General features: G+C 66.7%; 23 protein-coding genes and 1 tRNA gene. 11 read left to right on the forward strand and 13 right to left on the reverse strand.

Features of this window, described 5'->3' with window-relative positions; genetic code table 11:
- Nucleotides 1-18: 18 nt before the first annotated feature.
- The gene (locus tag CRO01_RS14505; protein WP_097009888.1) at nt 19-819 is read right to left on the reverse strand and encodes a shikimate dehydrogenase; all 801 of its coding nucleotides are present in this window, start codon (nt 817-819) and stop codon (nt 19-21) included.
- A gap of 152 nt (nt 820-971) precedes the next feature.
- Here CRO01_RS14505 and CRO01_RS14510 point away from each other — a divergent pair, with 152 nt between their 5' ends.
- The 4 genes from CRO01_RS14510 to CRO01_RS14520 are packed head-to-tail and all read left to right on the forward strand — an operon-like array spanning nt 972 to nt 4,460.
- Nucleotides 972-2,276 (forward strand): sodium:calcium antiporter, encoded by a 1,305-nt coding sequence (locus tag CRO01_RS14510; protein ID WP_097009889.1) that lies wholly within the window; start codon nt 972-974, stop codon nt 2,274-2,276.
- A gap of 48 nt (nt 2,277-2,324) precedes the next feature.
- A complete protein-coding gene (locus CRO01_RS14515; RefSeq protein ID WP_097009890.1) occupies nt 2,325-3,800 on the forward strand; it encodes a D-aminoacyl-tRNA deacylase in 1,476 nt (491 codons plus the stop codon).
- A gap of 58 nt (nt 3,801-3,858) precedes the next feature.
- Entirely contained in the window at nt 3,859-4,017 is a 159-nt protein-coding gene (locus tag CRO01_RS16730; RefSeq protein WP_179747503.1) for a DUF7559 family protein, read from the forward strand.
- On the forward strand, nt 4,014-4,460 hold the full coding sequence (locus tag CRO01_RS14520; RefSeq protein ID WP_097009891.1) for an Hsp20/alpha crystallin family protein: 447 nt from the start codon (nt 4,014-4,016) through the stop codon (nt 4,458-4,460). Before CRO01_RS16730 ends, CRO01_RS14520 begins: the two co-directional genes overlap by 4 nt.
- 2 nt (nt 4,461-4,462) lie before the next feature.
- Here CRO01_RS14520 and CRO01_RS14525 read toward each other — a convergent pair whose 3' ends face one another.
- Entirely contained in the window at nt 4,463-5,665 is a 1,203-nt protein-coding gene (locus CRO01_RS14525) for an NAD(P)/FAD-dependent oxidoreductase (protein WP_097009892.1), read from the reverse strand.
- A 77-nt stretch (nt 5,666-5,742) separates the two neighbouring features.
- On the opposite strand from CRO01_RS14525, the gene CRO01_RS14530 reads away from it, so the two are divergent.
- Nucleotides 5,743-6,906, forward strand: coding sequence for a site-2 protease family protein (locus CRO01_RS14530; protein WP_097009893.1), 1,164 nt, complete (start codon nt 5,743-5,745; stop codon nt 6,904-6,906).
- Here the strand turns inward: CRO01_RS14530 and CRO01_RS14535 are convergent, their stop codons facing one another.
- Together CRO01_RS14535 and CRO01_RS14540 are read right to left on the reverse strand one after the other, a co-directional pair.
- Nucleotides 6,907-8,049 (reverse strand): PAS domain-containing response regulator, encoded by a 1,143-nt coding sequence (locus tag CRO01_RS14535; protein WP_097009894.1) that lies wholly within the window; start codon nt 8,047-8,049, stop codon nt 6,907-6,909. It lies immediately after the preceding gene.
- Nucleotides 8,050-8,284: 235 nt separating this feature from the next.
- A tRNA-His gene (locus CRO01_RS14540) sits at nt 8,285-8,357 on the reverse strand.
- 162 nt (nt 8,358-8,519) lie between these two features.
- Here CRO01_RS14540 and CRO01_RS14545 point away from each other — a divergent pair.
- Nucleotides 8,520-8,975 (forward strand): DUF5814 domain-containing protein, encoded by a 456-nt coding sequence (locus CRO01_RS14545; RefSeq protein WP_097009895.1) that lies wholly within the window; start codon nt 8,520-8,522, stop codon nt 8,973-8,975.
- Nucleotides 8,976-8,984: 9 nt separating this feature from the next.
- Here the strand turns inward: CRO01_RS14545 and CRO01_RS14550 are convergent, their stop codons facing one another.
- The 3 genes from CRO01_RS14550 to CRO01_RS14560 all read right to left on the reverse strand — a co-directional run bounded on the left by CRO01_RS14550 (nt 8,985) and on the right by CRO01_RS14560 (nt 11,036).
- Entirely contained in the window at nt 8,985-9,398 is a 414-nt protein-coding gene (locus CRO01_RS14550) for a ribbon-helix-helix protein, CopG family (protein WP_097009896.1), read from the reverse strand.
- Between the two features lie 101 nt (nt 9,399-9,499).
- Complete coding sequence (locus tag CRO01_RS14555; protein WP_097009897.1) at nt 9,500-10,093, reverse strand: RPA family protein; 594 nt, start codon at nt 10,091-10,093, stop codon at nt 9,500-9,502.
- Between the two features lies 1 nt (nt 10,094).
- On the reverse strand, nt 10,095-11,036 hold the full coding sequence (locus CRO01_RS14560) for a replication factor A (RefSeq protein ID WP_097009898.1): 942 nt from the start codon (nt 11,034-11,036) through the stop codon (nt 10,095-10,097).
- 225 nt (nt 11,037-11,261) lie between these two features.
- On the opposite strand from CRO01_RS14560, the gene CRO01_RS14565 reads away from it, so the two are divergent.
- Nucleotides 11,262-11,555 (forward strand): DUF7091 family protein, encoded by a 294-nt coding sequence (locus CRO01_RS14565; RefSeq protein WP_097009899.1) that lies wholly within the window; start codon nt 11,262-11,264, stop codon nt 11,553-11,555.
- A 149-nt stretch (nt 11,556-11,704) separates the two neighbouring features.
- Here CRO01_RS14565 and CRO01_RS14570 read toward each other — a convergent pair whose 3' ends face one another.
- Nucleotides 11,705-12,760 (reverse strand): aldo/keto reductase, encoded by a 1,056-nt coding sequence (locus CRO01_RS14570; RefSeq protein WP_097009900.1) that lies wholly within the window; start codon nt 12,758-12,760, stop codon nt 11,705-11,707.
- Nucleotides 12,761-12,849: 89 nt separating this feature from the next.
- On the reverse strand, nt 12,850-13,869 hold the full coding sequence (locus CRO01_RS14575; protein WP_097009901.1) for an NADP-dependent oxidoreductase: 1,020 nt from the start codon (nt 13,867-13,869) through the stop codon (nt 12,850-12,852).
- 238 nt (nt 13,870-14,107) lie between these two features.
- Here CRO01_RS14575 and CRO01_RS14580 point away from each other — a divergent pair, with 238 nt between their 5' ends.
- Entirely contained in the window at nt 14,108-14,362 is a 255-nt protein-coding gene (locus tag CRO01_RS14580; RefSeq protein ID WP_097009902.1) for a hypothetical protein, read from the forward strand.
- A 99-nt stretch (nt 14,363-14,461) separates the two neighbouring features.
- The gene (locus CRO01_RS14585) at nt 14,462-15,367 is read left to right on the forward strand and encodes an acyltransferase (RefSeq protein WP_097009903.1); all 906 of its coding nucleotides are present in this window, start codon (nt 14,462-14,464) and stop codon (nt 15,365-15,367) included.
- Nucleotides 15,368-15,380: 13 nt separating this feature from the next.
- Here CRO01_RS14585 and CRO01_RS16735 read toward each other — a convergent pair whose 3' ends face one another.
- Entirely contained in the window at nt 15,381-15,527 is a 147-nt protein-coding gene (locus CRO01_RS16735; RefSeq protein WP_179747504.1) for a hypothetical protein, read from the reverse strand.
- Between the two features lie 204 nt (nt 15,528-15,731).
- On the opposite strand from CRO01_RS16735, the gene CRO01_RS14595 reads away from it, so the two are divergent.
- Together CRO01_RS14595 and gfo6 are read left to right on the forward strand one after the other, a co-directional pair.
- Nucleotides 15,732-16,055 carry a DUF7577 domain-containing protein gene (locus tag CRO01_RS14595; RefSeq protein WP_097009905.1) on the forward strand — a complete coding sequence of 108 codons (324 nt, stop codon included), beginning with the start codon at nt 15,732-15,734 and terminating at the stop codon, nt 16,053-16,055.
- A gap of 59 nt (nt 16,056-16,114) precedes the next feature.
- Nucleotides 16,115-17,221 (forward strand): D-xylose 1-dehydrogenase Gfo6, encoded by a 1,107-nt coding sequence (gfo6, locus tag CRO01_RS14600; protein WP_097009906.1) that lies wholly within the window; start codon nt 16,115-16,117, stop codon nt 17,219-17,221.
- 1 nt (nt 17,222) lies between these two features.
- Here gfo6 and CRO01_RS14605 read toward each other — a convergent pair whose 3' ends face one another.
- From CRO01_RS14605 to CRO01_RS14615, 3 genes are all read right to left on the reverse strand, one after another.
- Nucleotides 17,223-17,876, reverse strand: a complete 654-nt coding sequence (locus tag CRO01_RS14605) for a potassium channel family protein (RefSeq protein WP_097009907.1) — start codon at nt 17,874-17,876, stop codon at nt 17,223-17,225.
- Between the two features lie 143 nt (nt 17,877-18,019).
- Nucleotides 18,020-19,039: a phosphatase PAP2 family protein gene (locus CRO01_RS14610; protein ID WP_097009908.1), complete on the reverse strand. Its 1,020-nt coding sequence runs from the start codon at nt 19,037-19,039 to the stop codon at nt 18,020-18,022.
- A gap of 4 nt (nt 19,040-19,043) precedes the next feature.
- Nucleotides 19,044-20,648, reverse strand: a complete 1,605-nt coding sequence (locus CRO01_RS14615) for a YihY/virulence factor BrkB family protein (RefSeq protein WP_143824968.1) — start codon at nt 20,646-20,648, stop codon at nt 19,044-19,046.
- Nucleotides 20,649-20,686 lie beyond the last annotated feature (38 nt).

A 20,686-nucleotide genomic window follows, 5' to 3' on the forward strand; every position in this document is an offset into this window, starting at 1 on the left:
TTGCGCCGTGACGCCGCGCTACAGTCGCTCGCGCAATGCCTCGTTCATCGCCGCGACCGGGGCGTCCTCGCCGGTCCAGCGCTCGAACGCCTCGACGCCCTGATACAGCAGCATCCACGCGCCGTCGATCGTCGTCGCACCGGCGTCGTCGGCGTCGCGCAGAAGAGTCGTTTCCAGCGGGCTGTAGACGGCGTCGAGCACGGCGAGATCGCCGTGAAGCGCCTCGGCCGGCACCGGCGTGGCGTCCTCGTCCATCCCGACGCTGGTCGCGTTGACGAGCACCGTCGCGTCGGCGAGCAGGTCGTCGAGACCCGCCAGCCCGTGCCCGCTGGCGCCGGGCACGTCCGCGGCGAGGTCGTGAGCGCTCTCCTCCGTACGGTTTGCGATCCGCACGTCGGCGCCGGCGTCGGCGAGCGCGAACGACGCCGCTCGTCCGGCGCCGCCCGCGCCGACGACGACCGCCGTCGCGCCGTCGAGTTCGACATCGTAGCGGTCGAACGCGCGGAGCACGCCCGCTGCGTCGGTGTTGTGGCCGGTCGGCCGGTCGCCCGAGAAATCGACGGTGTTGACCGCGCCGATCCGGGTCGCCAACTCGTCGGCGTCGACGCAGTCGAGCACGTCCTGCTTGAACGGGATCGTCACGTTCAGTCCGGCGACACCGAGCGCGCCCGCGCCCTCGATTGCCGCATCTACGTCGCTGGGATCGGGTTCGAAGGTGACGTAGCGGGCGTCGATCCCCAACTCATCGTATCCGGCCTCGTGCATCGGCGGCGACAGCGAGTGCCCGACCGGGTTGCCGATCAGGCCGTACACGTCCATACGGCTTCCACGCGCCCGGATGAAAATAACTGGCACGATCCGCGGCGCGGACGCCACAGCGGCGCATTCGCATCGCTCCGGGCATTCTACGGTCGTACTGGCCCGGACAGACAACGCAAGAACTACCAGCCACCGTCGTTTCGGAGGTGCTAATGAGTAGTCCGCTTCGACATCCGCTGATGGGCGTCGTCGTCGCAGTGTTGCTGTCGGTGCCGTGGGTGGTCGTGTACGCGGTCAGCTCACCCGAAGCGATCGGCACCGTCCCGACCGTCGCAGTGAGCGGCCTGTCGGTGCTCGGCGCCTCGTTCCTGCTCGCGTGGGGCGCCGAGACCGCCGAGAAAGACGTGCCGCGCGCGTTCGCTATCGCGGTGCTGGCGATTCTGGCCGTCGCGCCGGAGTACGCCGTCGACGCGTTCTACGCGTGGCAAGCCGGCCAAGGTCGGGTCGGCGCCGGTGACCTCGCTGTCGCGAACATGACCGGCGCGAACCGTATCCTGATCGGCCTCGGCTGGTCGGGCATCGCCCTGTTCTCGATCTACCGAGCGACCCGGAGCGGCGACGCCGCCGTCGAGCACAACGACGGCATTCTCGCTGATGCGGTCGTGCTCGACCGAGATATCGCAACCGAGATCCTCTTCTTGATGCTCGCCACGCTGTGGGCCTTTTTTGTCCCGCTCGGCGGCGGGATCGACACTCTCGACCTCGTCGTGCTCGTCGGGCTCTACGTCGTCTACATCGGGATCATCATCCGCGGCGGCGCCGACGATGGGGAGGTCCACGTCGGCGTCCCGGCGTATCTCCAGAAAACGCCCGCGAACGTCCGAATTCCGTCGATATTCGCGCTGTTTGGCTACTCCGGATTCTTGATCTTTACCGCGGTCGAGCCGTTCGCCCACGGGTTAGAAAACATCGGTCTGCAGTACGGCATCCCGGAGTTTTTCATGATCCAGTGGGTCGCGCCGCTGGCCAGCGAGAGCCCCGAACTGATCGTCACGGCCTATCTGGTCAACAAGGCCCGCACGACCGCGGCGTTTAACGCCCTGATCTCCTCGAAGCTCAACCAGTGGACGCTGCTGATCGGGACCCTCGGCGTCGTCTTCAGCATCTCGCAGGGCGCCTACGGCGTCCTCGAGTTCAGCTTCAAGCAGTCCGCCGAGATCTGGCTGACGGCCGCTCAGAGCTTCTTCGCGCTGGCGATCCTGATCAACTTCCGGATCACCGTCCGCGAGGCGGTCGTGTTGCTCGTGCTGTTCGTCTCGCAGGTCGGCATCGAGTTCCTGCTGATCGATACGATCTCGGTCGGGTTCACCGCGACCGACTTGCTGTTGGCCTACACCGCAGTCTATCTGCTTCTCGGCAGTGCGATGTTCGTGGCCCGGTTCGACAACGTCCGGCACGTCGGCAGCCTCGCAAAGACCAACGTCTTCGCCGACGGCCAGCCCGCCGACTCCGACTGATCGGGCGCTGTCGATACGCTTTTTCGCGCCGACCCCAAACCCTCGGTAGTGATTGCGATCGTCGTCAGCCGTGCCGATTTCGCCTCCGAACACATCGGAGAGCACCTGCTGTCGCTCGCCGACTGGGACCGCCGAATCGACGACGCGGCCCCCGACGCCGAGGACGGCGGCGAGGTCTTCCGGACCGACGGCTTCGAACTGCGCACGTTCGACCAGATGCATCTCGATATCGAGGCCGCCGCCGACGCCTTCGACGACCCCGATCTGCTCGTCTTCGCCTCGCGCCACGCCGGTGACACCGGCCCGCTCTTGACGGCCCATTTCACCGGCAACTTCGGCCCCGCGAAGTTCGGCGGCGAGGACAACGCGCTGGCGACTTCCTGTCCGAGAGCGCTGTCGGCGGTCGTCGACGCACTCGACGAGTACGCCCCTCCCGAGTACGATGTCGGCGTCGAGGCCACCCACCACGGCCCGACGGCCGTCGGCGTCCCCTCGATGTTCGTCGAACTCGGCAGCGACGAGCCACAGTGGGACGACCCCGACGGCGCTCGCGCGGTCGCACAGGCTATCCTCGATCTGGACGGCGTCGCCCCGAACGCCGAGCGCCGTCCGGGCGACTCTTTGCGGGACGACACCGCGTCGGATGATGACGCCCCACCGAGCGACGCCGACAGTTCGATCCGTCGGCACGTCGTCGGCATCGGCGGCGGCCACTACGCCCCCCGATTCGAGCGGGTCATCCGCGAGACCGACTGGCACGTCGGGCACATCGGCGCCGACTGGGCGCTGACGGCGATGGGCGAGCCCGACGCTCACCGGGACGTGCTCGACGCCGCCTTCGAGCGCAGCGGCGCCGACCTCGCGCTCGTCGACGGCGACCACGAGGCGGTCGTCGACGCGATCGAGGACCTCGGCTACCGGACGGTCGGCGAGCGCTGGCTCCGCGAGACCGACGACGTTCCCCTGTCGCTGGTCTCGCTGCTGGAAGCCGAACTTTCGCCGGTCGAAGACGGCCTCCGATTTGGCGTCCCGGCCCGCGAGGGCGAGGCGCCGTCGCCCACCGACGTTGCAATCGTCGACCTCCCCGACGACCTGCTCGCCGACGCGCAGGGCGTCGACGCCGATGCGGCCCGCGAGGCCGTCGAACGGTTCGCCTACGGCTTCGAGACCGCGGAGTCGGGCACCCGGATCGAGGGCGCGGCGGCGTTTCCGGCGTCCGGCGACGCCGCCGGTTTCTCGACCGACACTGACGCTCTCGCCCCGGACGCCGACTTGGCAGCCTACGACGACCTGATCGCCGCGCTGGCCGAACTACTGGCGGCGAAGTACGACACCGTTGAGCGTCACAACGGCCACCTGCTGGCCGAAGTCGAAGCGTTCGACCCCGAACTCGCCAGCGCGGCCGGCGTTCCCGAGGGGCCGGCGTTCGGCAAGCTCTCGAACGGTCAGCCGGTCGAGGTCGACGGCGAGCGGATCGCTCCCGAGGACGTGCAGTCAGTCCAGACCGAGACGTTCGAGTTGTGAGCGTGCGAGACGTGCCGCTCCCGAAAACTGTTTTCCGTCGTCGCCCCAAGTGGCGGGTATGCCGCCGACCCTGGAAGTCGAGTGCACGAGCGACGACTGCGAGATCGACATGTTTGAGCTGCACTACACGTACGACATGCCCGACGATGTCGGGGTCGAGGACTTCTCCTGCCCGTACTGCGGGGGGACGGAGTGCCTCGAGGAGATCCAGCTATGACGCTGCGCGAGCTCGGCCGATCGGTCGGCGGGAGCGTGCTGCGCCGGGTCGGCCGCGCCGCCGGCAGCGTTCAGGAGCGCCGGCCGATACCGGCCGATCTGCTCGAAAGCGACGACGCCTTTCTGGCCGTGTTCGACGCCGCCGGCGCGACCAGCAGTGACGTTCAGGTTCGGTTCTCTCGGGGCACCGTCCACGTCCGGATCGACCGGTTCCGCGACCCGCAGGACGACTTCGAGATGCGTTTCCCCGGTCGCGGGCTCTCGCTCGACGGCACGGTCGACCTCCCTGCTGACGTGGCCGTCGACCCCGACTCGGCCTCGGCGACGCTGACCGACGCCGGAGCACTGGAGGTGCTGGTGCCGAAAGTGGAGTCCTCGGCCGATAATTCCGACGCCGGCTCGGACGACACCGAGACGACAGACGCCGACGCTGCCGACGCCTGATATCAGCCCCGCTCGTCGACGACGATCCCGTCTGCGATCTCGATTTGCTCTCCACCGTCGAACCGCGTCGGATCGAACGCGGCGACGCCGTCCCCACCACAGAGTTCCCGAGCGGCGAGTTCGCCGATCGCCGGCGCGCGCATGAACCCGTGGCCATGAAAGCCCGTCGCGACGACCAGTCCCGGCGCGACACTCCCAACCAGCGGATTCCGGTCCGGTGTCGCCGTGCATAGCCCCGCCCACGAATCCGTCGCAGCCGTGTCGACGCCGTCGACGCGCTCGGACAGCACACCGATCAGCTCCTCGCGGAACCACGCGTCGGCGTCGCGCGTCCAGTCTTCGGGATCGGCTGCACCCGGCTCCACGCCGTCGCCGGCGAGCAGCCCAGTTCCGTTCGGGCGGGCGTAGTACTCGCCGGTCGCGTCGTAGAACGTCGGAAGGTCACCGTTGCCCTCGGCGACGCCGACGGTCAGCGCCTGCACTCGGTAGGGCGCACAGGCAATCTCGACGCCGGCGTCGGCGAGCAGCGTCGGCGTCCGCGCGCCAGCGGCGACGAGGACGGCGTCGAACGTTCGGACGCCGCCCTCGCGGGCACGATTCCGGTCGCTGTGGCCGACTCGAACGCCGATCGGATCAGTCTCGATGGACGCCGGACTCCCGACTTCGACCGCGGCGCCGTCGGCGCGTGCGGACTCGACCATCGCCGCGGCGTAAACCTCGGGATCGGCGGTTCCGGCGGTCCGAGCGACGGCGACGACCGCCAGATCGTCGGTCCGCAGGGCGGGCCACCGGTCGGCGACTGCCGCCGGCTCCAGCACCTCGACGCTTCGGCCGTTCGCGCGCATCCGGGACGCCTGCTCGCGGATGGCCTCGGCGCGTCGGTCGTCGCCCTCGCGGGCGAACCAGACGTAGGGTTGCTCGGTCAGCGCGAACTCGCCGCTGCCCGAGGCGGTGCGAAAGCGTTCGATTGCTCGGTCTGCGACCGCGGCGTCGAGATCCTCGGCGAAGGCGTCGTAGACGATCCCCGCTGCCCGGCCGGTCGCCCCGGCGCCGACAGCGTCGCGCTCGAACAGCGTCACGTCGGCGCCCCAGCGCGCCAGATCGCGGGCAGCCGTCGCACCGACCGCGCCGGCGCCGATCACGGCGACCGATCGGTCGAGTTCGGGTGGCGGCGTCGCGGGGGACGCCGGCAGGTCGAACTGCATACCGCGACGCTTGGTCGGCGCCGAAGAAAATCCCTCACCTTGCGGAGGTTGAAGGTCCTCGGGAGCCTAGGTCGGGTATGCGAAGTTTCAGGATCGGCTCGGCCTTCGGCATCCCGATCAAGCTGGACCTGACGTTCCTGCTCGTGTTGCCGCTGTTTGCCTACCTCATCGGCTCCCAGTCGTCCCAGATCGTCGAGTTGCTCAATCAGGTGCTCGGCGCGACTATCACCCTCGAAACGTTCGACGGCGGCGCGACCCGCTGGGTTCTGGGTACCGTCGCGGCGCTCGGGCTGTTCGTCGGCGTGTTGCTCCACGAACTTGGCCACTCGCTGGTGGCCCGCCGCTTTGGCTTCCCCATCGACTCGATCACGCTGTGGATCTTCGGCGGCATCGCGTCCTTTACCGAGATGCCCGAGGACTGGCGCCAAGAGCTCGCTATCGCCATCGCCGGTCCCGTCGTGAGCGTGCTGGTCGGCGTGGTCTGTTTCGGCCTGTTCTCGGCCGTTCCGGCGAGCGCCGGCGGTGCGCAGTTCGTGTTCGGATACCTCGCCGTGCTCAACGTCATTCTGGCCGTTTTCAACCTCCTGCCTGCGTTCCCGATGGACGGCGGGCGGATCCTTCGGGCGATCCTCGCGCGCACCCGTCCCTACGCGAGAGCGACCTCGATTGCCGCCGAGGTCGGCAAGTTCTTCGCGGTGCTGCTCGGGCTGTTGGGGCTGTTCAGCTTCAACGTCCTGATGATCGGGATCGCCTTCTTCGTCTACATCGCGGCCTCCTCGGAGTCACAGCAGGTCCAGTTGAAGGCCGCTTTCGAGGGCGTGACGGTCCGGGACGTGATGACGCCGTCCGAGCGACTGCACACGGTTTCCCCTGATACGACGATCGCCGAACTTCTCCAGCGGATGTTCCGCGAGCGCCACACAGGCTATCCCGTGATCGAGGACGGACAGCCCGTCGGGATGGTGACGCTCGACGACGCCCGCGAGGTCACCCCCGTCGAGCGCGAGGCCTTTACCGTCGACGACGTGATGAGCCGTGATCTCGTGACGATCCCGGTCGACGCCGACGCGATGGCGGCGTTCGATCGCCTGCAGGAACACGATGTCGGCCGCCTGCTCGTCGTCGACACTCGCGGCGATATCGTCGGGTTGCTCTCGCGGACCGACCTGATGACCGCGCTCGATGTCGTCCGATCGACCGACACGATCGACGGCGGCGACCTGCGATCGGCGTCGAACTGATCAGGAGCGCTTGACGACGTCTCGGATCACGCTCTGGACGAGGCGCTCGTTCTCTAGGTCGATCACCTGCGAGGAAATTTCAACGGGGATGCGCTCGCCGTCGTCGGTGACGACATACACCTGCGAACCGTCGGCGTGCTTGCTCACCATACCCGCGCCGGTTTCCAGACGCTCCCGAAACAGCGTCTCGTACAGCTTGCGATCCTCGGAGGGATGAAGCGCCGTGTGATGTTCCCCGGAGAGCGTCTCGGAACTGCGGCCCAGCAGCGACTCCGCTGACTGGTTTATCTCGACGATCTCTCCGTCTTCGGCGTCGGTCACGACGATCGCGGTCGGCGCTGTGTCGACCAGCGCCCGATAGCGCTTACGCGACCGTTCGAGTTCCTGCTGGCGACGCTTGCGCTCGGTAACGTCGCGGAAGTAGATCGACAACCCGTCCACGTCGGGGAAGATCCGCACTTCCAGCCAAGCGTCGAGTAGGTCGTAATGCTCCTCGACCGAGATCACCTCTTGTTCATCGAGCACGCCCGAGGCTGCCCTGTAGAACTCCGTGTCTTCGATGCCGGGGAACACCTCCGTCACTTCTTTGCCCCGCAACTCCTCGTTCGAGCGGTCCAGCAGCTCCGCGGCGCGCGTGTTAGCGTAGGTCAGTTGCCACTGTTCGTCGAGCGCGACGAAGCCGTCGTCGATCCGCTCGTACACCCGCCGGATGCGCCGATTGCGAGCCTTCTTTGCCTGCTCGGTCCGCCGCTGGCCGACCGCGTTCCGGATGCGGTGGGCGAGCAAGTCGTAGTGCTCGCTGCCGGCCTCTTTGCGGATGTAATCGGTGACGCCGGCCGAGATTGCCTCGCTGGCGACGGTCTCGTCGCCTTTCCCGGTCATGATAATAAACGGTAGCTGGGGGTGGTCCGTGCGGACATCTCGCAGGAACTCGATCCCATCTTTTTCGGGCATCTGGTAGTCGCTGACGATGCAGTCGACCGGCTTTTCCGCCAGCGTCTGCTCGCCCTCGACCGCGCTCGTCGCGGCATCGACGCGAATGTCTTCGAACTCCTCTTCTAGAAACATTTCCGCGAGCTCTCCGAAACGGGGGTTGTCGTCGACGATGAGAACGCGAATAGGCCCTCCAGAGACGGTTGCCATTACCCACTGTCTCGTAGCTGTCAGTATAATGGTTCTGGTGGTTCGGGGGCTACGCGTCGGCCGGATTTCGCGCCTGCGCAAACGTTTACTCGACTCGGTTTCTGCCCGTCCACGTCCGGATCCCCACAACTCCGTCGGGTGGGGCGAGCGATCAAGTGCAGCCGCTTCACGCCGCAGTCGAGGCTGTCTGGCAATTCGATTCCAGAGACGTTTCTGGCAAGTGAAAAGTAAAGGAGTCCAGGTGCGAGAATTGAACCCGCGTCTCAGCCTCCACAAGGCTGAAGGATAGTCCACTACCCCAACCCGGACACGTACTCCAATCTAATACCGAGCCAATTGAAATACGTTACGCCTCGAAACCGTCGCGTCATGCGTTCTCACACTGCGACGATGCCGGCGCGGCGTCGAGACGCCGCTGTGGGGCCACACCGCGGCGCTTTTCTCTCGCCGGCCGGTAGGTGGGGGCAACTGTGGCGATCACGGACAAAATCTACGTGAAGAACCACCGGCAGCTGAGCTCCCAACTCGACACCCACATCCCGAAGGGGGCGTTCAAGGGTGCGACGCTCGACGTGCTCTTTACCGGCGGCGGCCTCGAAAAGCTGGACGAGGCCACCCGCGATCGCGTACTCGACTTCGCGGAGGACTTTCTGGACTGCGACTGCGACAACAATCCCTACTGTGGCTGTCCGGAGCGCAAGTTCGTGCGCTACTTGCTCGAACTGCGTGCGCAGGGGCTCGGCCCCGACGCCATCGTCGACGTGATGAGCGACGACTACATGCTGTACGCCTACCCGGGCGACGTGCTCTCCTTTCTCGACAGCGGCGTCCGGACGCTGGAGGCGGTCGAGGAACTCGCGGCCGTCGAAGGCGACGACGAAGCCAGAGAACAGGCCCGCCGCGTCAAACGGAACCTGTCGGGCTGACTGCGCGATTTAGCCGAGGTGGAGCGTCTCGTCGTCGGCGTCGTCCCGGTCTAAATCTTCGAGGTGGATCACGTCGTCGGCGTCGTCGTCGACGCGCTCGCGCAGGTGGGTCGCGTACTGCTTGTACTCGTCTAACTGCTCCCGCAGGTGGTCGGCTTCGAGTTCGAGACGTTCGTGTTCGCGCACGAAGCTCTTCGGTACCGTGACCTTCGGCGGGAACTCGTCGTCGTCGCTCTCGTCGACGGCGCTGTCGAGGTCGTGTTCGGGGACGACCTCGATCTGACCGTCGTGGGCAACGAGCATGTCGACGTAGTCGCGGAACACCGCCGACAGCGAGATGTCGCGCTCCTCGGCGATCTCCCGTAGCGACTCGAAGTCGTCCTCGTTGACGCGAAACGAGATCGTCTTGTTCTTGTTGCCCATGCTACCGACTACCTCTTGCTGAACGCACTTAATCGTTTGTCAGACGACGCCCAGCGGCGGCATGGCGTGTCTGCTGAAAAACGTCCGGCGGGTGTGGCCGGCTAGGCCGGATCCGCAGCGGCTTCCTGCTCGTCTTCGAGGTCCTCCAGCGCGGTGACGACCTCGCGGCGGTAGTTCTCGATCGGGAACTCGTACTCTTCGTCGGCCATCGCGGCGTACTCGCTCGCGTCGGTGTCGAAGTTCTCGATCCGGTCGAGCGTGCGCTGGGCGGTCTCGACGACCCAGCGGTCCCGCACGTCGGCGTCGACGACGGTGATCGACTCCGGTCGCACGGAGACGTTCACGTCGCCCTCGTCGGTCTCGTAGGTGCGAGGCTTGCCGACGACCGAGACGTACGCGGGCGGTTCCAGATCCCGCAACATCGCGGCGGCGTCGGGCTGGTACTGGCCGGCGTAGACGAAGAAGGTCCCCGTCGGATCGACGATCCGGCCGCGCCAGTACTCGTTGTCCTCGCCGATGTCCTCTTTCTCGGTGAGCGTGCCGGCGAAGAACACGCGATTGACGCGCTCGCCCGTCGGCAGCAAGGCGTAGACGGGCGCGCGCTCGTCGTCGGATTCCTTGAACGTGTAGCTCGCGTCGTTGAACTCGGTTGCGAACGCGCGTCGCGCGACCTCTCGGCTGGGTGCATCGCTCATGTTAGATCGACCTCGCTTTGATCAGCGTCTCCTCGACATCTGTCGGCCCGGCCAGTTCCTCGACCTCGTCCGCGAGCACGTACCGACCGAACACCGGTCCCGAAACGCGGTAGTACGTGCCGAGCAGCGTGTCGGAGATCTCGTCGGCGACGACCTCGGTGTCGAGCGCGTCCATCGCCATCTCTTGGGCTTCGTCGAGGGTGATGTCCGCGACGTTCTCGGTCGCCTCCTGATCGAAGATGACCTCGTGGGCGTCGAGCCCGTCGTCGATCACGCCCTTGATCCGGAGGTCGAACTCGCCTTCGACCTCGCCGTGTTCGTTACAGCGCCCGTTCTGCAGGACGCGGGTGCAGTCCTCCTCGGGACAGCGCTTGATGAGGCCGCTGCCGCTCTGGATGTCGACCAGCGCGCCCTCGATCTCCTCGGCGTCGTCCCCGACTTCGATATCTTCGTCGAGCTCCTCGACCGTCGTCGTGCTGTTGAGCTTGACCGAAAACCGGCCCTCGTACTCGTCGGTGACGACGTTGCCCAGACGGTAGACCGCGCCCTCCTCCAGTTCCTGAAGATCGGACGCGGCCCACTTGACGAACTTGATCGTCCCGCTCTCGTCGCCGAGCAGGCCCACCTGTGCGATCGACTCGCTGCGGGGCTCCCACAGGTCGACGAGCTTCGCTTCGACCGTGTGCCACGCCTCGTCCTCGTCGATGTCGCCGACGGCGATCAGCTCGCTGCCGCCGCCACCGCCACCTCCGCCAAGGGCGTCGCGCTCTAGGCCCGCCTCGTCGAGGTAGTGGTTGGTGACGCTGCGGCGCGCCTCGTCGACTGGCACTCTGTACTCGTCGACCAGATTCGACAGGCGCGACTCGACGTCGTCGACCTCGATGTCCAGATGGTCCGCAAACTGTTCGTGTATGTCTTCCGCGTGCTCTCGAAGATCACTCATGGTTTGCTCTGTCTCCGCTCTGTTTTCAGTGGGAGACACTACTCGGTTGGCCCCGTTCGTACATAAACCTGTGGCAGCCGCGGCGAAAGTGAAAACGGCGATAAGGGTGCTGTATGCGGGCATCTTGGCGAGCTATCAGATTCCAAAGCACCGGGATTCAGGGCGCCCTCGTGCGCACCTGCGATGGACCTTAGTGTGCCGGCCTGCAACTCGTTCGTATGACCGATGTCGGTGGTCGGCGTGGCTGATCGCGACCGCGTCCGCCGGTTCGTCTCCCGGACGCTCAGGGGGGCTGGCCGCCAGCTAGAGGAGGCCCGACAGGCGTATCAGGAGGGTCGAACGACGGCGTCGCTCCCCCGCGATGAGGACGGCAAGGCGCGGATCGTCTGCCGCCGGTACGCCGAACGGCGCTCGGTTGGCCTCGACGACCACGGGCGTCCCGAGTGTTTCGACCCTGACCATCCCGATTGCCGAGGCTGTGCCGAGGACGTTCGTGACGGCGTCGTCGAGACGTGGTGACGCGTCCGACTGCGGAGTGAAAGTGGTTCTTTTCGATCTAATGGTATCGCAGTAGTGCGATTTCGAAGTGAAACGGAGGGGTTCGGTACGGACTGACAATCGAACTGAATCAGGAACGAACCGACGCTCGTCGACGCCGAAGCGACCGCTCAGTCGCCCGCGCTGGGCTGGAGGCCGGCCCGTTCGACGTCTTGGCCGCCGACCGACGAGCGGTAGCTGTCCATCCCGTCGTCCCGCGTGATGCCGAAGTTCTCTTCGTGCAGTTCCTGCACGCGCTCGTACTCCTCGTCCGACAGCGCGGGAACGTCGCTGGCGGCCGCCCACGCGTCGATGTCGTCGGTCGTCCGGAACGTCGGCGTCACGGAGGCGACGGCGTCGTGATAGAGCAGCCACTGGATCGACGCCTGGGCCATCGTGCGCTCGCCGTCCCGTTCGAGGAAGCGGATCGACTCCAACTTGTCCCAGCCGGTCTCGTACCACTCCTGCGGGCGGTGCGAGCGGTGGTCGCCCTCGCCGAGTTCGGTGTCGGGCGTGACCTGCTCGTTGAGCAGCCCCGAGGAGTGGGGGACGCGCGCGAGCACGCTCGTGTCGGCGTCGTGTTCCTCGACCGCGTCGAGGAAGTGCGTTCCCGGTCCCTGCTCGAACAGGTTGAACACGGTCTGGACGGCGTCGAACTCGCGCTCGACGGCGGCTTCGCCCTCGGCGAGCCAGCCGATCGAGGGGCCGAGCGCCCAGCCGATCGAGTCGACGCGGCCCGACTCGACGAGTTCGTCGAGCAGCTCCATCACGTCGTCGTCGACCTCGGCGGCGTTGGCGTTGTGAACCTGCAGCAGATCGACGTAGTCGGTGTCGAGCCGGTCGAGCGAGCGGTCGAGCGCCGTCTCGATCCACTCGGGCGTGATCTCCTTGGGGAGCTCGCCGTGGCCCGCCTGCGGGTTGTTGTAGAAGTCGTAGCCCACCTTCGTGCCGATAGTGACCTCCTCGCGGCGGTCGCCGAGCGCCTCACCGATGATCTCCTCGCTGGCGCCGTGGCCGTACACGTCGCCGGTGTCGAAGAAGGTGATCCCCCGGTCGAGCGCGTGGCGGACCATATCGATCGCCTGCTCGTCCGACCGGTCGCCCCACCAGTCCGTGCCGACGACCCACGCGCCGAAGCCGACTTCGCTCACTTCGACATCGGTGTCGCCCAGCGTTCGGTAGTGCATGCGCGTGTGTTAGGAACGGGACCACTTAGCGCGTGCGGATTCCCGCTCGTCGGCGCCATTCCGAAGTCACTGCCGAGACCGCTGCCCGCTTACTCGCTCCGCTCGCCGACCTTCACGAGCTGTTTGCCGATGTTCTCGCCTTCGAACAGCCCGAGGAAGGCGTCGGGTGCGTTCTCCAGACCCTCAGTCACCGTCTCTCTGTACTCGATCTCGCCGGCACCGACCCACGCTGCGAGGTCGCGCGTCGCCTGCTCGAATCGCGGGGCGAAGTCGCCGACGAGGAACCCTTCGACCGTCGCCCGCGACTCGATCAGCGCTGGCAGCTTTCTCGGGCCGGTCGGCAGCTCTTGGGCGTTGTACAGCGATATCTGTCCGCAGACCGCCACGCTGGCATCCACGTTCAGTCTCGTGAAGACGGCGTCGGTGATCTCGCCACCGACGTTGTCGAAGTACGCGTCGACGCCCTCCGGGGCAGCCTCGTCGAGCGCGGCGCCGTAGTCGTCGGTCTCCTTGTAGTTGATCGCCGCGTCGAAGCCAAGGTCGTCTTCGAGGAAGGCGACCTTCTCTTCCGAGCCGGCAAAGCCGACCACGCGAGCGCCAGAGAGCTTCGCGATCTGGCCGGCTACGGAGCCGACCGCGCCCGCCGCGCCGGTCACGACGAACGTGTCGCCGGCCGCTACGTCGGCCACCTCGCGGGTCCCGAAGTAGGCCGTCCGGCCGGGCATCCCCAGCACGCCCAGCGCCGTCGAGACGGGGCCGTTTTCGGGATCAACCGGCTGCAGTTCGGCGCCCCGAGCGGTCGCGTAGTCGGCCCACTCCAGATTGCCGGTGACGACATCGCCCGCCTCGAAGCCGGTTCCGCGCTCGTCGACGACCTCGCCGACGACACCGGCCTGCAGCGGCTCGCCGACCGCCCACGCCTCCGCGTAGGACTCGCCGGCGTCCATCCGGCCGCGCATGTAGGGGTCGACAGAGAGATACAGCGTCCGGACCAGCGCCTCGCCCGGTCCCGGCTCCGGAACGTCTTCTTCCACGAGCTCGAAGGTGTCGCGGTCAGGTCGTCCGTCGGGACGGTTCGCCAGCAGGAACTTCCGATTCGTTTCTGACATCATCCCATCTTCGCAAGCCGAGTCAAAGACCAGCCCGGTAACGGACGTACCCTCGCCGAGGGTCAGGGTCATACGTGGTGAGAAGCGCCATTCTCTGAACTGCCCCTCACGATGTCATTCGGGCATGACAGCGTGGTTTCGGACACTCACTGATGCCGTTTGGTTCTCTGTTAAAGTCTAGTTATTAATGTTTAGAAAATACATGCATTTATTATAGTAGAGTATGAAATGTTGCTCCATGACCAGCGAGAACGGGAATCAGTCGGGAACCGGTGATCGGCCATTTGCAGCGAGCACCGACGAGATCGACGCCGTCGACCCCGAGCAGGTCGCGGCACTGGACGACGAATCGGTCGCCGACGACGGCCCGGACCCCGAGCAGTTCGAGGATTTCGTTCGCGGCGTCGACCCCGAACGGACAGCCTCCGCCGACCGTCCCGAGTCGTCCGTCCCCATCGACGCCTCGATGGACGAACTGTTCGGCGAGCAGTGAGCCAGTGCCGCCGCGGCGTCGCCACGCGGCGTCGTCGCGCTCGCGGCGAGCGCGGCCCCGACGGAAACCCATTTTAACGGCGGTGAGCAAGGAAGGGCAATGACCAAGCGCCACGTCAGCCTCCCCGAGGACGCCGAAGCGGGTCTCGAGGCGTTTATCGAGGAGGTAGACCAACGGCTCTCCTCTGACGAAGACACCTGTTCGGTCGTCGAGGACGTGCTCGTCGACTTACACGGCGACCGGGACGCTTACGAGCGCTGGCAGGCCGGCGAAGACGTTTCACCAGCCGAGCGCGTCCGACTGCAGGGCTATGACCCCTGTAACTCCACGCTCGAAAGCGAGTACTACGCTGAAAAAGACGAGGAGACGTTCCGGGAGTCAAAGCACCTCCAGTGGCTCTGGCGCCAGTTCGACGCGACGCCGATGGCCGACAACGTCGAGTTCGCACTGCGATTTCGTCAGATGCTCGGCGAGCACCTCTTCGACGAGTGCGGGGAAAACTGCCGATTTTTCAAGGGGATCTCGGTTACCTACGGCCACAACATCTCGGTCGGCGACAACGTCGTGATCCACGACGACGTTCATCTCGACGACCGCGGCAAGCTCACGATCGGCGACCGCGTGTCGATCTCCGACGGCGTCCACCTCTACAGTCACGACCACGACCTCGTCGACCAGACGCAGGTGGACAACTTCCACACGATCGTCGAGGACGACGCGCGGGTCACCTACGACGCCATGGTTCGGGCGGGCTGTCGCGTGGGCGAGAACGCCGTCGTCGGCGCTCGGTCGGTCGTACAGGGGGACATCCCGGATCATCACGTCGCCGTCGGGACGCCGGCGACGAGCGTCAAGATCAAGCCGGGCTGGGAGGAGGTCGCGACGCCGCTCGACGCCGAGGGCGTCAATGCCAACCGACAGGACGAGCGCCGGATCGAACGCGACCTTCCCGATGATTTCGAGCCGTTCGACGAGTTCCAGCGCGACCTCGAACCGCCGAACTAACTCCCGACCGCGATCAGAATAGCCAGCGTTCGAGCGCCTGTTCGACCGCAATCAGCCCCACTAGTGCTCCGAACCAGTACGAGCCGACGATCCACTCACCCGACAGCGCGTTGACGCCGATCGACAGCCAGACCGCGGCGACGACATACGCGGCTATCACGACGAAAAACGTCGCGTAACTCCATCTACCGTGCGTCGGATCGTCAGTCGATTCGTCACCCATCGTCTGATCGGAGCCGGTCGCCGTTCGATTGTGAATCAGTACCGTCTACCGTCGTCCTTCTCACTCGACTATTAATAATCATTCTGGACTGGTGGCAATCGCACCGAACAATCAAGTTGTGTGAGACCGTACACCACACTGATGGACGTCTGGCAGTGGGTCGTACTGTACGCGACGTTCCTCGCGGTCGTGCAGTTACTGTTGTACTACTACTTCCGCCGGAACCGGGACCGCCGTTCGGTCCCCGCATCGGGGCTTCGTGACGCCGGCCAGCTCAACGGCGCCGTCCCGAACGGACGCGGTTCCGGTGAGGGTTCGGAAGCCGCCGAGGAGTTCGACGCGCCCGGTGATGCCCCCGGCCCGGTCGCGGAGGGAGTGATCGTCTGCCCCCACTGTGGCGCGCGAAACGAGCGCGAGCCCACCTACACGTACTGCCGGAACTGCGCCGCCCAGCTCGGTGCCTGAGGGGTCGCCCGTGTTGGGCGACCCCGGCCGATTTTGTCTCGTCCCGTCGAATCGTCCGTATGAGCGGAAGCCCCAGCGAACACGCCGGCGCGGTCGGTCATCACTTTGCTGCCTTCGACCGCCGCGACTGGCACCGTCCGGTCGATCGCGGGCCGCTCCGGTTCGCCGTCGTCGGCGTCGGAACGTTCGCCAAGAACCGGGCGCTGCCGGCGATCAGCACCGTCGAGCAGACCGAGACGACGGTGTTCGTGAGCAACACCGTCTCCGAATCCGACCCGGTCGCTCGGGAGTACGACATCGAGGCCGTCGTCGGATACGACGAGTTTCACGCCGGTGCGGCGACCGACGACTACGACGCCGTCTACGTGGCGGCGCCGAACGCCTTCCACCGCGAATACGCCGAGTCGGCCGCCAAGCACGGCAAGCACGTCCTCTGCGAGAAGCCGCTTGCGACCAGTGTCGCCGACGCCCGGTCGATGGTCGACGCCTGCGAGGACGCCGGCGTCACGCTGATGACCGCCTATCGACTCCACGTCGAACCGGCGACGCGTCGCACCCGCGAACTCGTGCAGGAGGGGTACATCGGGCGCCCGGTACAGGTCCACAGCACGTTCGCTACGAAGTTGCTCGACGGCCACGACGACGACCACTGGCGGCTTGACCCGTCGATCGCCGGCGGCGGCGCGACGATCGACCTCGGCGTCTATCCGATCAACGCGATCCGGTTTCTCCTCGACGAAGATCCGGTCACCGTGCAGGGCGTCACCAACGCTTGGGGGTCGGCGTTCGACCGCGTCGAGGAACACGCCGCGTTTCAGTTGACGTTTCCCTCCGGCGTCGTCGCCTCCTGTTCGACGACGTTCGACGGCCAGCCCGACAGCCACTTGCAGCTCGTCGGAACCGACGGTTCGATCTCGATCGACTCGCCCTACGGCGGCGACGTTCCACAGGAAGTCACCGTCGAATGTGGCGACATGCGCATGGAGTACACCGGCGCTCCGGTCGACGACGTTTGTGAAGAAGTCGCGTACTTCGCGAATCACGTGCTCACCGGTCGCCGTCCCGGTCCGGACGGTCGGGACGGTCTCACCGATCTTCGCGTCGTCGAGGCCGTCTACGACTCGGCCGAGAACGGCCGACGCGTCGAACTCGACGCCGACGACTAACTCAGCCAGCCAGCGCGGTTTTCACGTCTGAGACGCTCTCGGCGTCGACGATCACGGCCACCTGATCGCCCGATTCGAGCGTCGTTCCCGGCAGGGGGATCGTCAGCGACTCGTGTTGGCGTCCGTGGGCGTAGATTCGAGCGCTCTCGGGTAACTCGACCTCGCTCACCCGGCTTCCGACGGCGCCCGATCCGTCGCCGATGGTGAACACCGAGAGCTGGAGCTTCTCGGTCAGATCCGAGAGGACGTTGAAGTCCCCGCCCAAAAGCGCCGTCTTCGCGCCCGCGGCGCCCAGTCGCTCGGGGTAGATCACCTCGTCCACGTCGTCGGCGTACTTCTGGTAGATGTCCTCGCGGTAGTCCTCGTCGATGCGCAGCACGGTCCGACAGCCGTGGTGCTTGCCGATCATGCAGGCCGCGAAGTTGACGTTGAGATCGCCCGTCAGCCCGCCGACGGCGTCGACCGTCGACAGGTCGATCCCCTCGAACGTGGCGTCTTCGGCGCCGTCGCCCTCGATCGTCTCGAACCCTTCATCGCGCGCCCGGTCGATCTTGTCGGGATCGTTCTCGACGACGATCACCTCGTGGCCCTCCTCGCGCAGGATGCGCGCGGTCCGGATGCCGACTCGACCATACCCCACGATAACAAACTTCATGGGAGACCCCTACGCGGCCGTCCCTCAAAAAGACTAGTCCCGGATTCGGTGGTCGACGCCGATGACGCCGCGGCGTCGCTGATGGGGCGCGGGTCGCCGAGCATCACAATTCGAAGCGACGAGAACAGCAGATCTGATCAGGCCTACCCGCGGAGCGACGGCGTAGCGAGCAGGCCAGAGCCGACGAGCGCGGTCGAGACGACAGGTTCCGCCGGATCGCCGGCCAGCGTTCCGACGCTGAGCCCGACCGCGAGAATCGCCGCCAGTGCGACCGCAGCGACGCCCGCCCCGGTCGGCGTGGCAGGAAATGGAGCGGCATCGCCACTGACGCCGAGACGGGCGGCGACGCCGCCGATCGCGGCACCCAGCGCGCTGGCGGCCTCGCTGCCGACGCCGGCGATCGGGACGGCGAGCAAGCTCACGAGTAGGGCGACCGCGAACGCCGGGGCGAGGGGATCGTCGGCGCGGCGAACCAGCGGGACCGCGACGGCCAGACACGCCGCGCCCAACAGGACGCCGGCGACCACGTCGATCGGCGCGTGGACGCCCAGCGCAACCCGCGAGAGACAGACCAGCGTGATCACGCCGCCGGCGGCCGCGAGGCGGTGGCGTCGGCGTCCCGCCTCGAGAACGAGCGCGAGCGCACCCCACGTAACTGTCGCGCCGGTCGCGTGCCCGCTCGGGAATCCCGGCGAGGCGTCTGTGGTCTCGGACTCGTACAGCGGGCGCAACAGTTCCGGAACGGCTTCAGCCGGCGCCAGCGGTCCGGCGGTCGGCCGCGGGTGTGCGAGCCAGACCTTGAGAGCGAGTGTCACCGACAGCGCGGCGAGCACGACGCCGAACAGCGCCCCGACCTCGTCCCGGCCGGTGAACCAGTACGCCGCCGTCAGCGCGATGACGAGCACCCAGACCTCGCCCAGCAGCGTCGCAAGCAGCCACGCCGTCGCGCTCCAGTCGGGCAGTAGCGACTGGACCATTTCGACATCGACCGACAGCGCGCCGACTGCTCGGGCCGTTTCGACGCCGATCGACTGGGCCGTCTCGACACCGGCAGATCGCACTCGCTCGGCGCCCGCCGACAGCACGTCATCGGCGCCGACGGACTGAGCCGTCTTGACGCCGAGGCTTCCGAGCAGGTCGATGCCGGTGTGAGCGATTGACATGGGTTCAGGAGCGCCACGAGCCGATCGCGTTTCTGAGGCGACCGGGGACGCCGAGCAGCGAGAGGCCGGTCCCGACGAGCACCATCAGGACGTACAGCCCCAGCGTCGACAGCCAGATCACGAGCATCGCAAAGATCGCCCAGCCGCCTTCGAGATACGGCGTGTAGAACGCCGCGATCGTCATGGCGGTGCCGTACAGCAACACCACGTAGGGCCCCCAGCCCCGCGCGTGGCCCCGCCGGACGCGCCGGCGGACGTAGCGCTTGAGGTCGCTCTCGAACTCGTCGCGGTCGACGGTCCGCTCGTCGACGCTGTCCTCGAACTCGTCGAGCTCCGAGCGCAGATCGGCGATCTCGCTGTTCAGTCGCGCCACTTCGCTGGCCGGCGCCGTTCCGGGCCGGACCCGCTCGGACGCGGTGGGGTCGTCCGGCGCGTCGGACGGCTCCCCCGCTGTTTCGTCCGGGGCGTTAGTCCCCGCCTCGGGGCCGCCGTCCGTGGTTTCGGGGCCCTCGGGCCCGGTCTTCGACCCGCCGGCGTCGTCCGGTCGCTCAGATGAGTCCTCGCCAGTCATCGCTTCAGATGTGTCAGGCTGTCGAGCGCCACCACGTTGTACTTGCCGGTCTGTCCCAGTGTGGTCGTCGCCGGGGTCGCCGGTTGTGACCGGTCCGTTGGCTGTCTCGCCCGCGCTGCCCGCGTTGTCGGCGTCGAGCGCGTCGGCGACCTCGTCGCTACTCGGGGCGTTGCCGACGCTCGCTGTCATCTCGTTTCGATCTTGTTCGTCGGGATTGTAGCCCGGGCTGTAATCCATCGCGGCGGCGTCGTCGGCGTCGAGCCGTCCGGAACGCACCGCGTTGACGACCGCGCCGAGCATCACGACCAGCGCGCCGAAGTACAGCCACGTCACCAGCAGCAACGCCCCGCCGAGCACGCCGTAGGCGGTCACGCTGCCGGTGCTGGCCGAGTACAACTGGAACCCCACGCCGAGCGCGACCCACCCCAGCGCCGCGAACAGCGTCCCAGGCAACGCCTCTTCGTACCCGATGTCGGCGTCGGGCAAGAGCAGGTACATCGGGTAGAACACGACAGCGAGCGTGGCGACGAGCACCGCAAAACCGATCTGGGGCGCGATGTCGCCGGCCGGTATTCGTTCTATCACCGTGCCGACGACGGCCATCGAGACGACGCCGACGACGACCGCCACCGCGACGACGATGGCGTCTCGCATCTCGTCGACGAGCGTCTTCGAGTCGGTGGTGCCGTACACCTGCGCGAACGCCTTGTCGAGTCCGCGAAACAGCCGCAGGCCGCTCCAGAGCAACACGACGGAGCCGATCAGCGTCGCACCACTCCGGCCGGCATCGGCCGTCAGCGCCTCCGTGAGCAACGCCTGCGCGTCGGGCGTCAGGAACTCCTCGACGAGACGCTCGACCTGTGATTCGACGGCAGTGCCCGTCACCGAGGCGATCACCAGCCCGAGCAGCGACAGCGGGATCAGCGAGACGAACGCGTAGTAGGCGACCGCCGCCGCCAGAAACGTGATCTGCTCGGATCGGGCGGCCATCACGATCGCGCGGAGGTCGTCGGGGACGGCGTCGAGTCGCTGTCGCACGGCCGATAGTTCGGCGCCGTCGTACAAATAGGTCCGGC

The organism is Natronoarchaeum philippinense, from assembly GCF_900215575.1.
GTDB classification, from domain to species: Archaea; Halobacteriota; Halobacteria; order Halobacteriales; family Natronoarchaeaceae; genus Natronoarchaeum; species Natronoarchaeum philippinense.

Excerpts from the sequence above, each read along its gene's own strand:
- CRO01_RS14550 (WP_097009896.1), bottom strand. The coding sequence starts at position 9,398 with ATGGGCAACAAGAACAAGACGATCTCGTTTCGCGTCAACGAGGACGAC.
- CRO01_RS14565 (WP_097009899.1), top strand. The coding sequence starts at position 11,262 with ATGTCGGTGGTCGGCGTGGCTGATCGCGACCGCGTCCGCCGGTTCGTC.
- CRO01_RS14520 (WP_097009891.1), top strand. The coding sequence starts at position 4,014 with ATGACGCTGCGCGAGCTCGGCCGATCGGTCGGCGGGAGCGTGCTGCGC.
- CRO01_RS14570 (WP_097009900.1), bottom strand. The coding sequence starts at position 12,760 with ATGCACTACCGAACGCTGGGCGACACCGATGTCGAAGTGAGCGAAGTC.
- CRO01_RS14510 (WP_097009889.1), top strand. The coding sequence starts at position 972 with ATGAGTAGTCCGCTTCGACATCCGCTGATGGGCGTCGTCGTCGCAGTG.
- CRO01_RS14535 (WP_097009894.1), bottom strand. The coding sequence starts at position 8,049 with ATGGCAACCGTCTCTGGAGGGCCTATTCGCGTTCTCATCGTCGACGAC.
- CRO01_RS14530 (WP_097009893.1), top strand. The coding sequence starts at position 5,743 with ATGCGAAGTTTCAGGATCGGCTCGGCCTTCGGCATCCCGATCAAGCTG.
- gfo6 (WP_097009906.1), top strand. The coding sequence starts at position 16,115 with ATGAGCGGAAGCCCCAGCGAACACGCCGGCGCGGTCGGTCATCACTTT.
- CRO01_RS16730 (WP_179747503.1), top strand. The coding sequence starts at position 3,859 with ATGCCGCCGACCCTGGAAGTCGAGTGCACGAGCGACGACTGCGAGATC.
- CRO01_RS14605 (WP_097009907.1), bottom strand. The coding sequence starts at position 17,876 with ATGAAGTTTGTTATCGTGGGGTATGGTCGAGTCGGCATCCGGACCGCG.
- CRO01_RS14555 (WP_097009897.1), bottom strand. The coding sequence starts at position 10,093 with ATGAGCGATGCACCCAGCCGAGAGGTCGCGCGACGCGCGTTCGCAACC.
- CRO01_RS14575 (WP_097009901.1), bottom strand. The coding sequence starts at position 13,869 with ATGTCAGAAACGAATCGGAAGTTCCTGCTGGCGAACCGTCCCGACGGA.
- CRO01_RS14580 (WP_097009902.1), top strand. The coding sequence starts at position 14,108 with ATGACCAGCGAGAACGGGAATCAGTCGGGAACCGGTGATCGGCCATTT.
- CRO01_RS14505 (WP_097009888.1), bottom strand. The coding sequence starts at position 819 with ATGGACGTGTACGGCCTGATCGGCAACCCGGTCGGGCACTCGCTGTCG.
- CRO01_RS14610 (WP_097009908.1), bottom strand. The coding sequence starts at position 19,039 with ATGTCAATCGCTCACACCGGCATCGACCTGCTCGGAAGCCTCGGCGTC.
- CRO01_RS14585 (WP_097009903.1), top strand. The coding sequence starts at position 14,462 with ATGACCAAGCGCCACGTCAGCCTCCCCGAGGACGCCGAAGCGGGTCTC.
- CRO01_RS14595 (WP_097009905.1), top strand. The coding sequence starts at position 15,732 with ATGGACGTCTGGCAGTGGGTCGTACTGTACGCGACGTTCCTCGCGGTC.
- CRO01_RS14525 (WP_097009892.1), bottom strand. The coding sequence starts at position 5,665 with ATGCAGTTCGACCTGCCGGCGTCCCCCGCGACGCCGCCACCCGAACTC.
- CRO01_RS14560 (WP_097009898.1), bottom strand. The coding sequence starts at position 11,036 with ATGAGTGATCTTCGAGAGCACGCGGAAGACATACACGAACAGTTTGCG.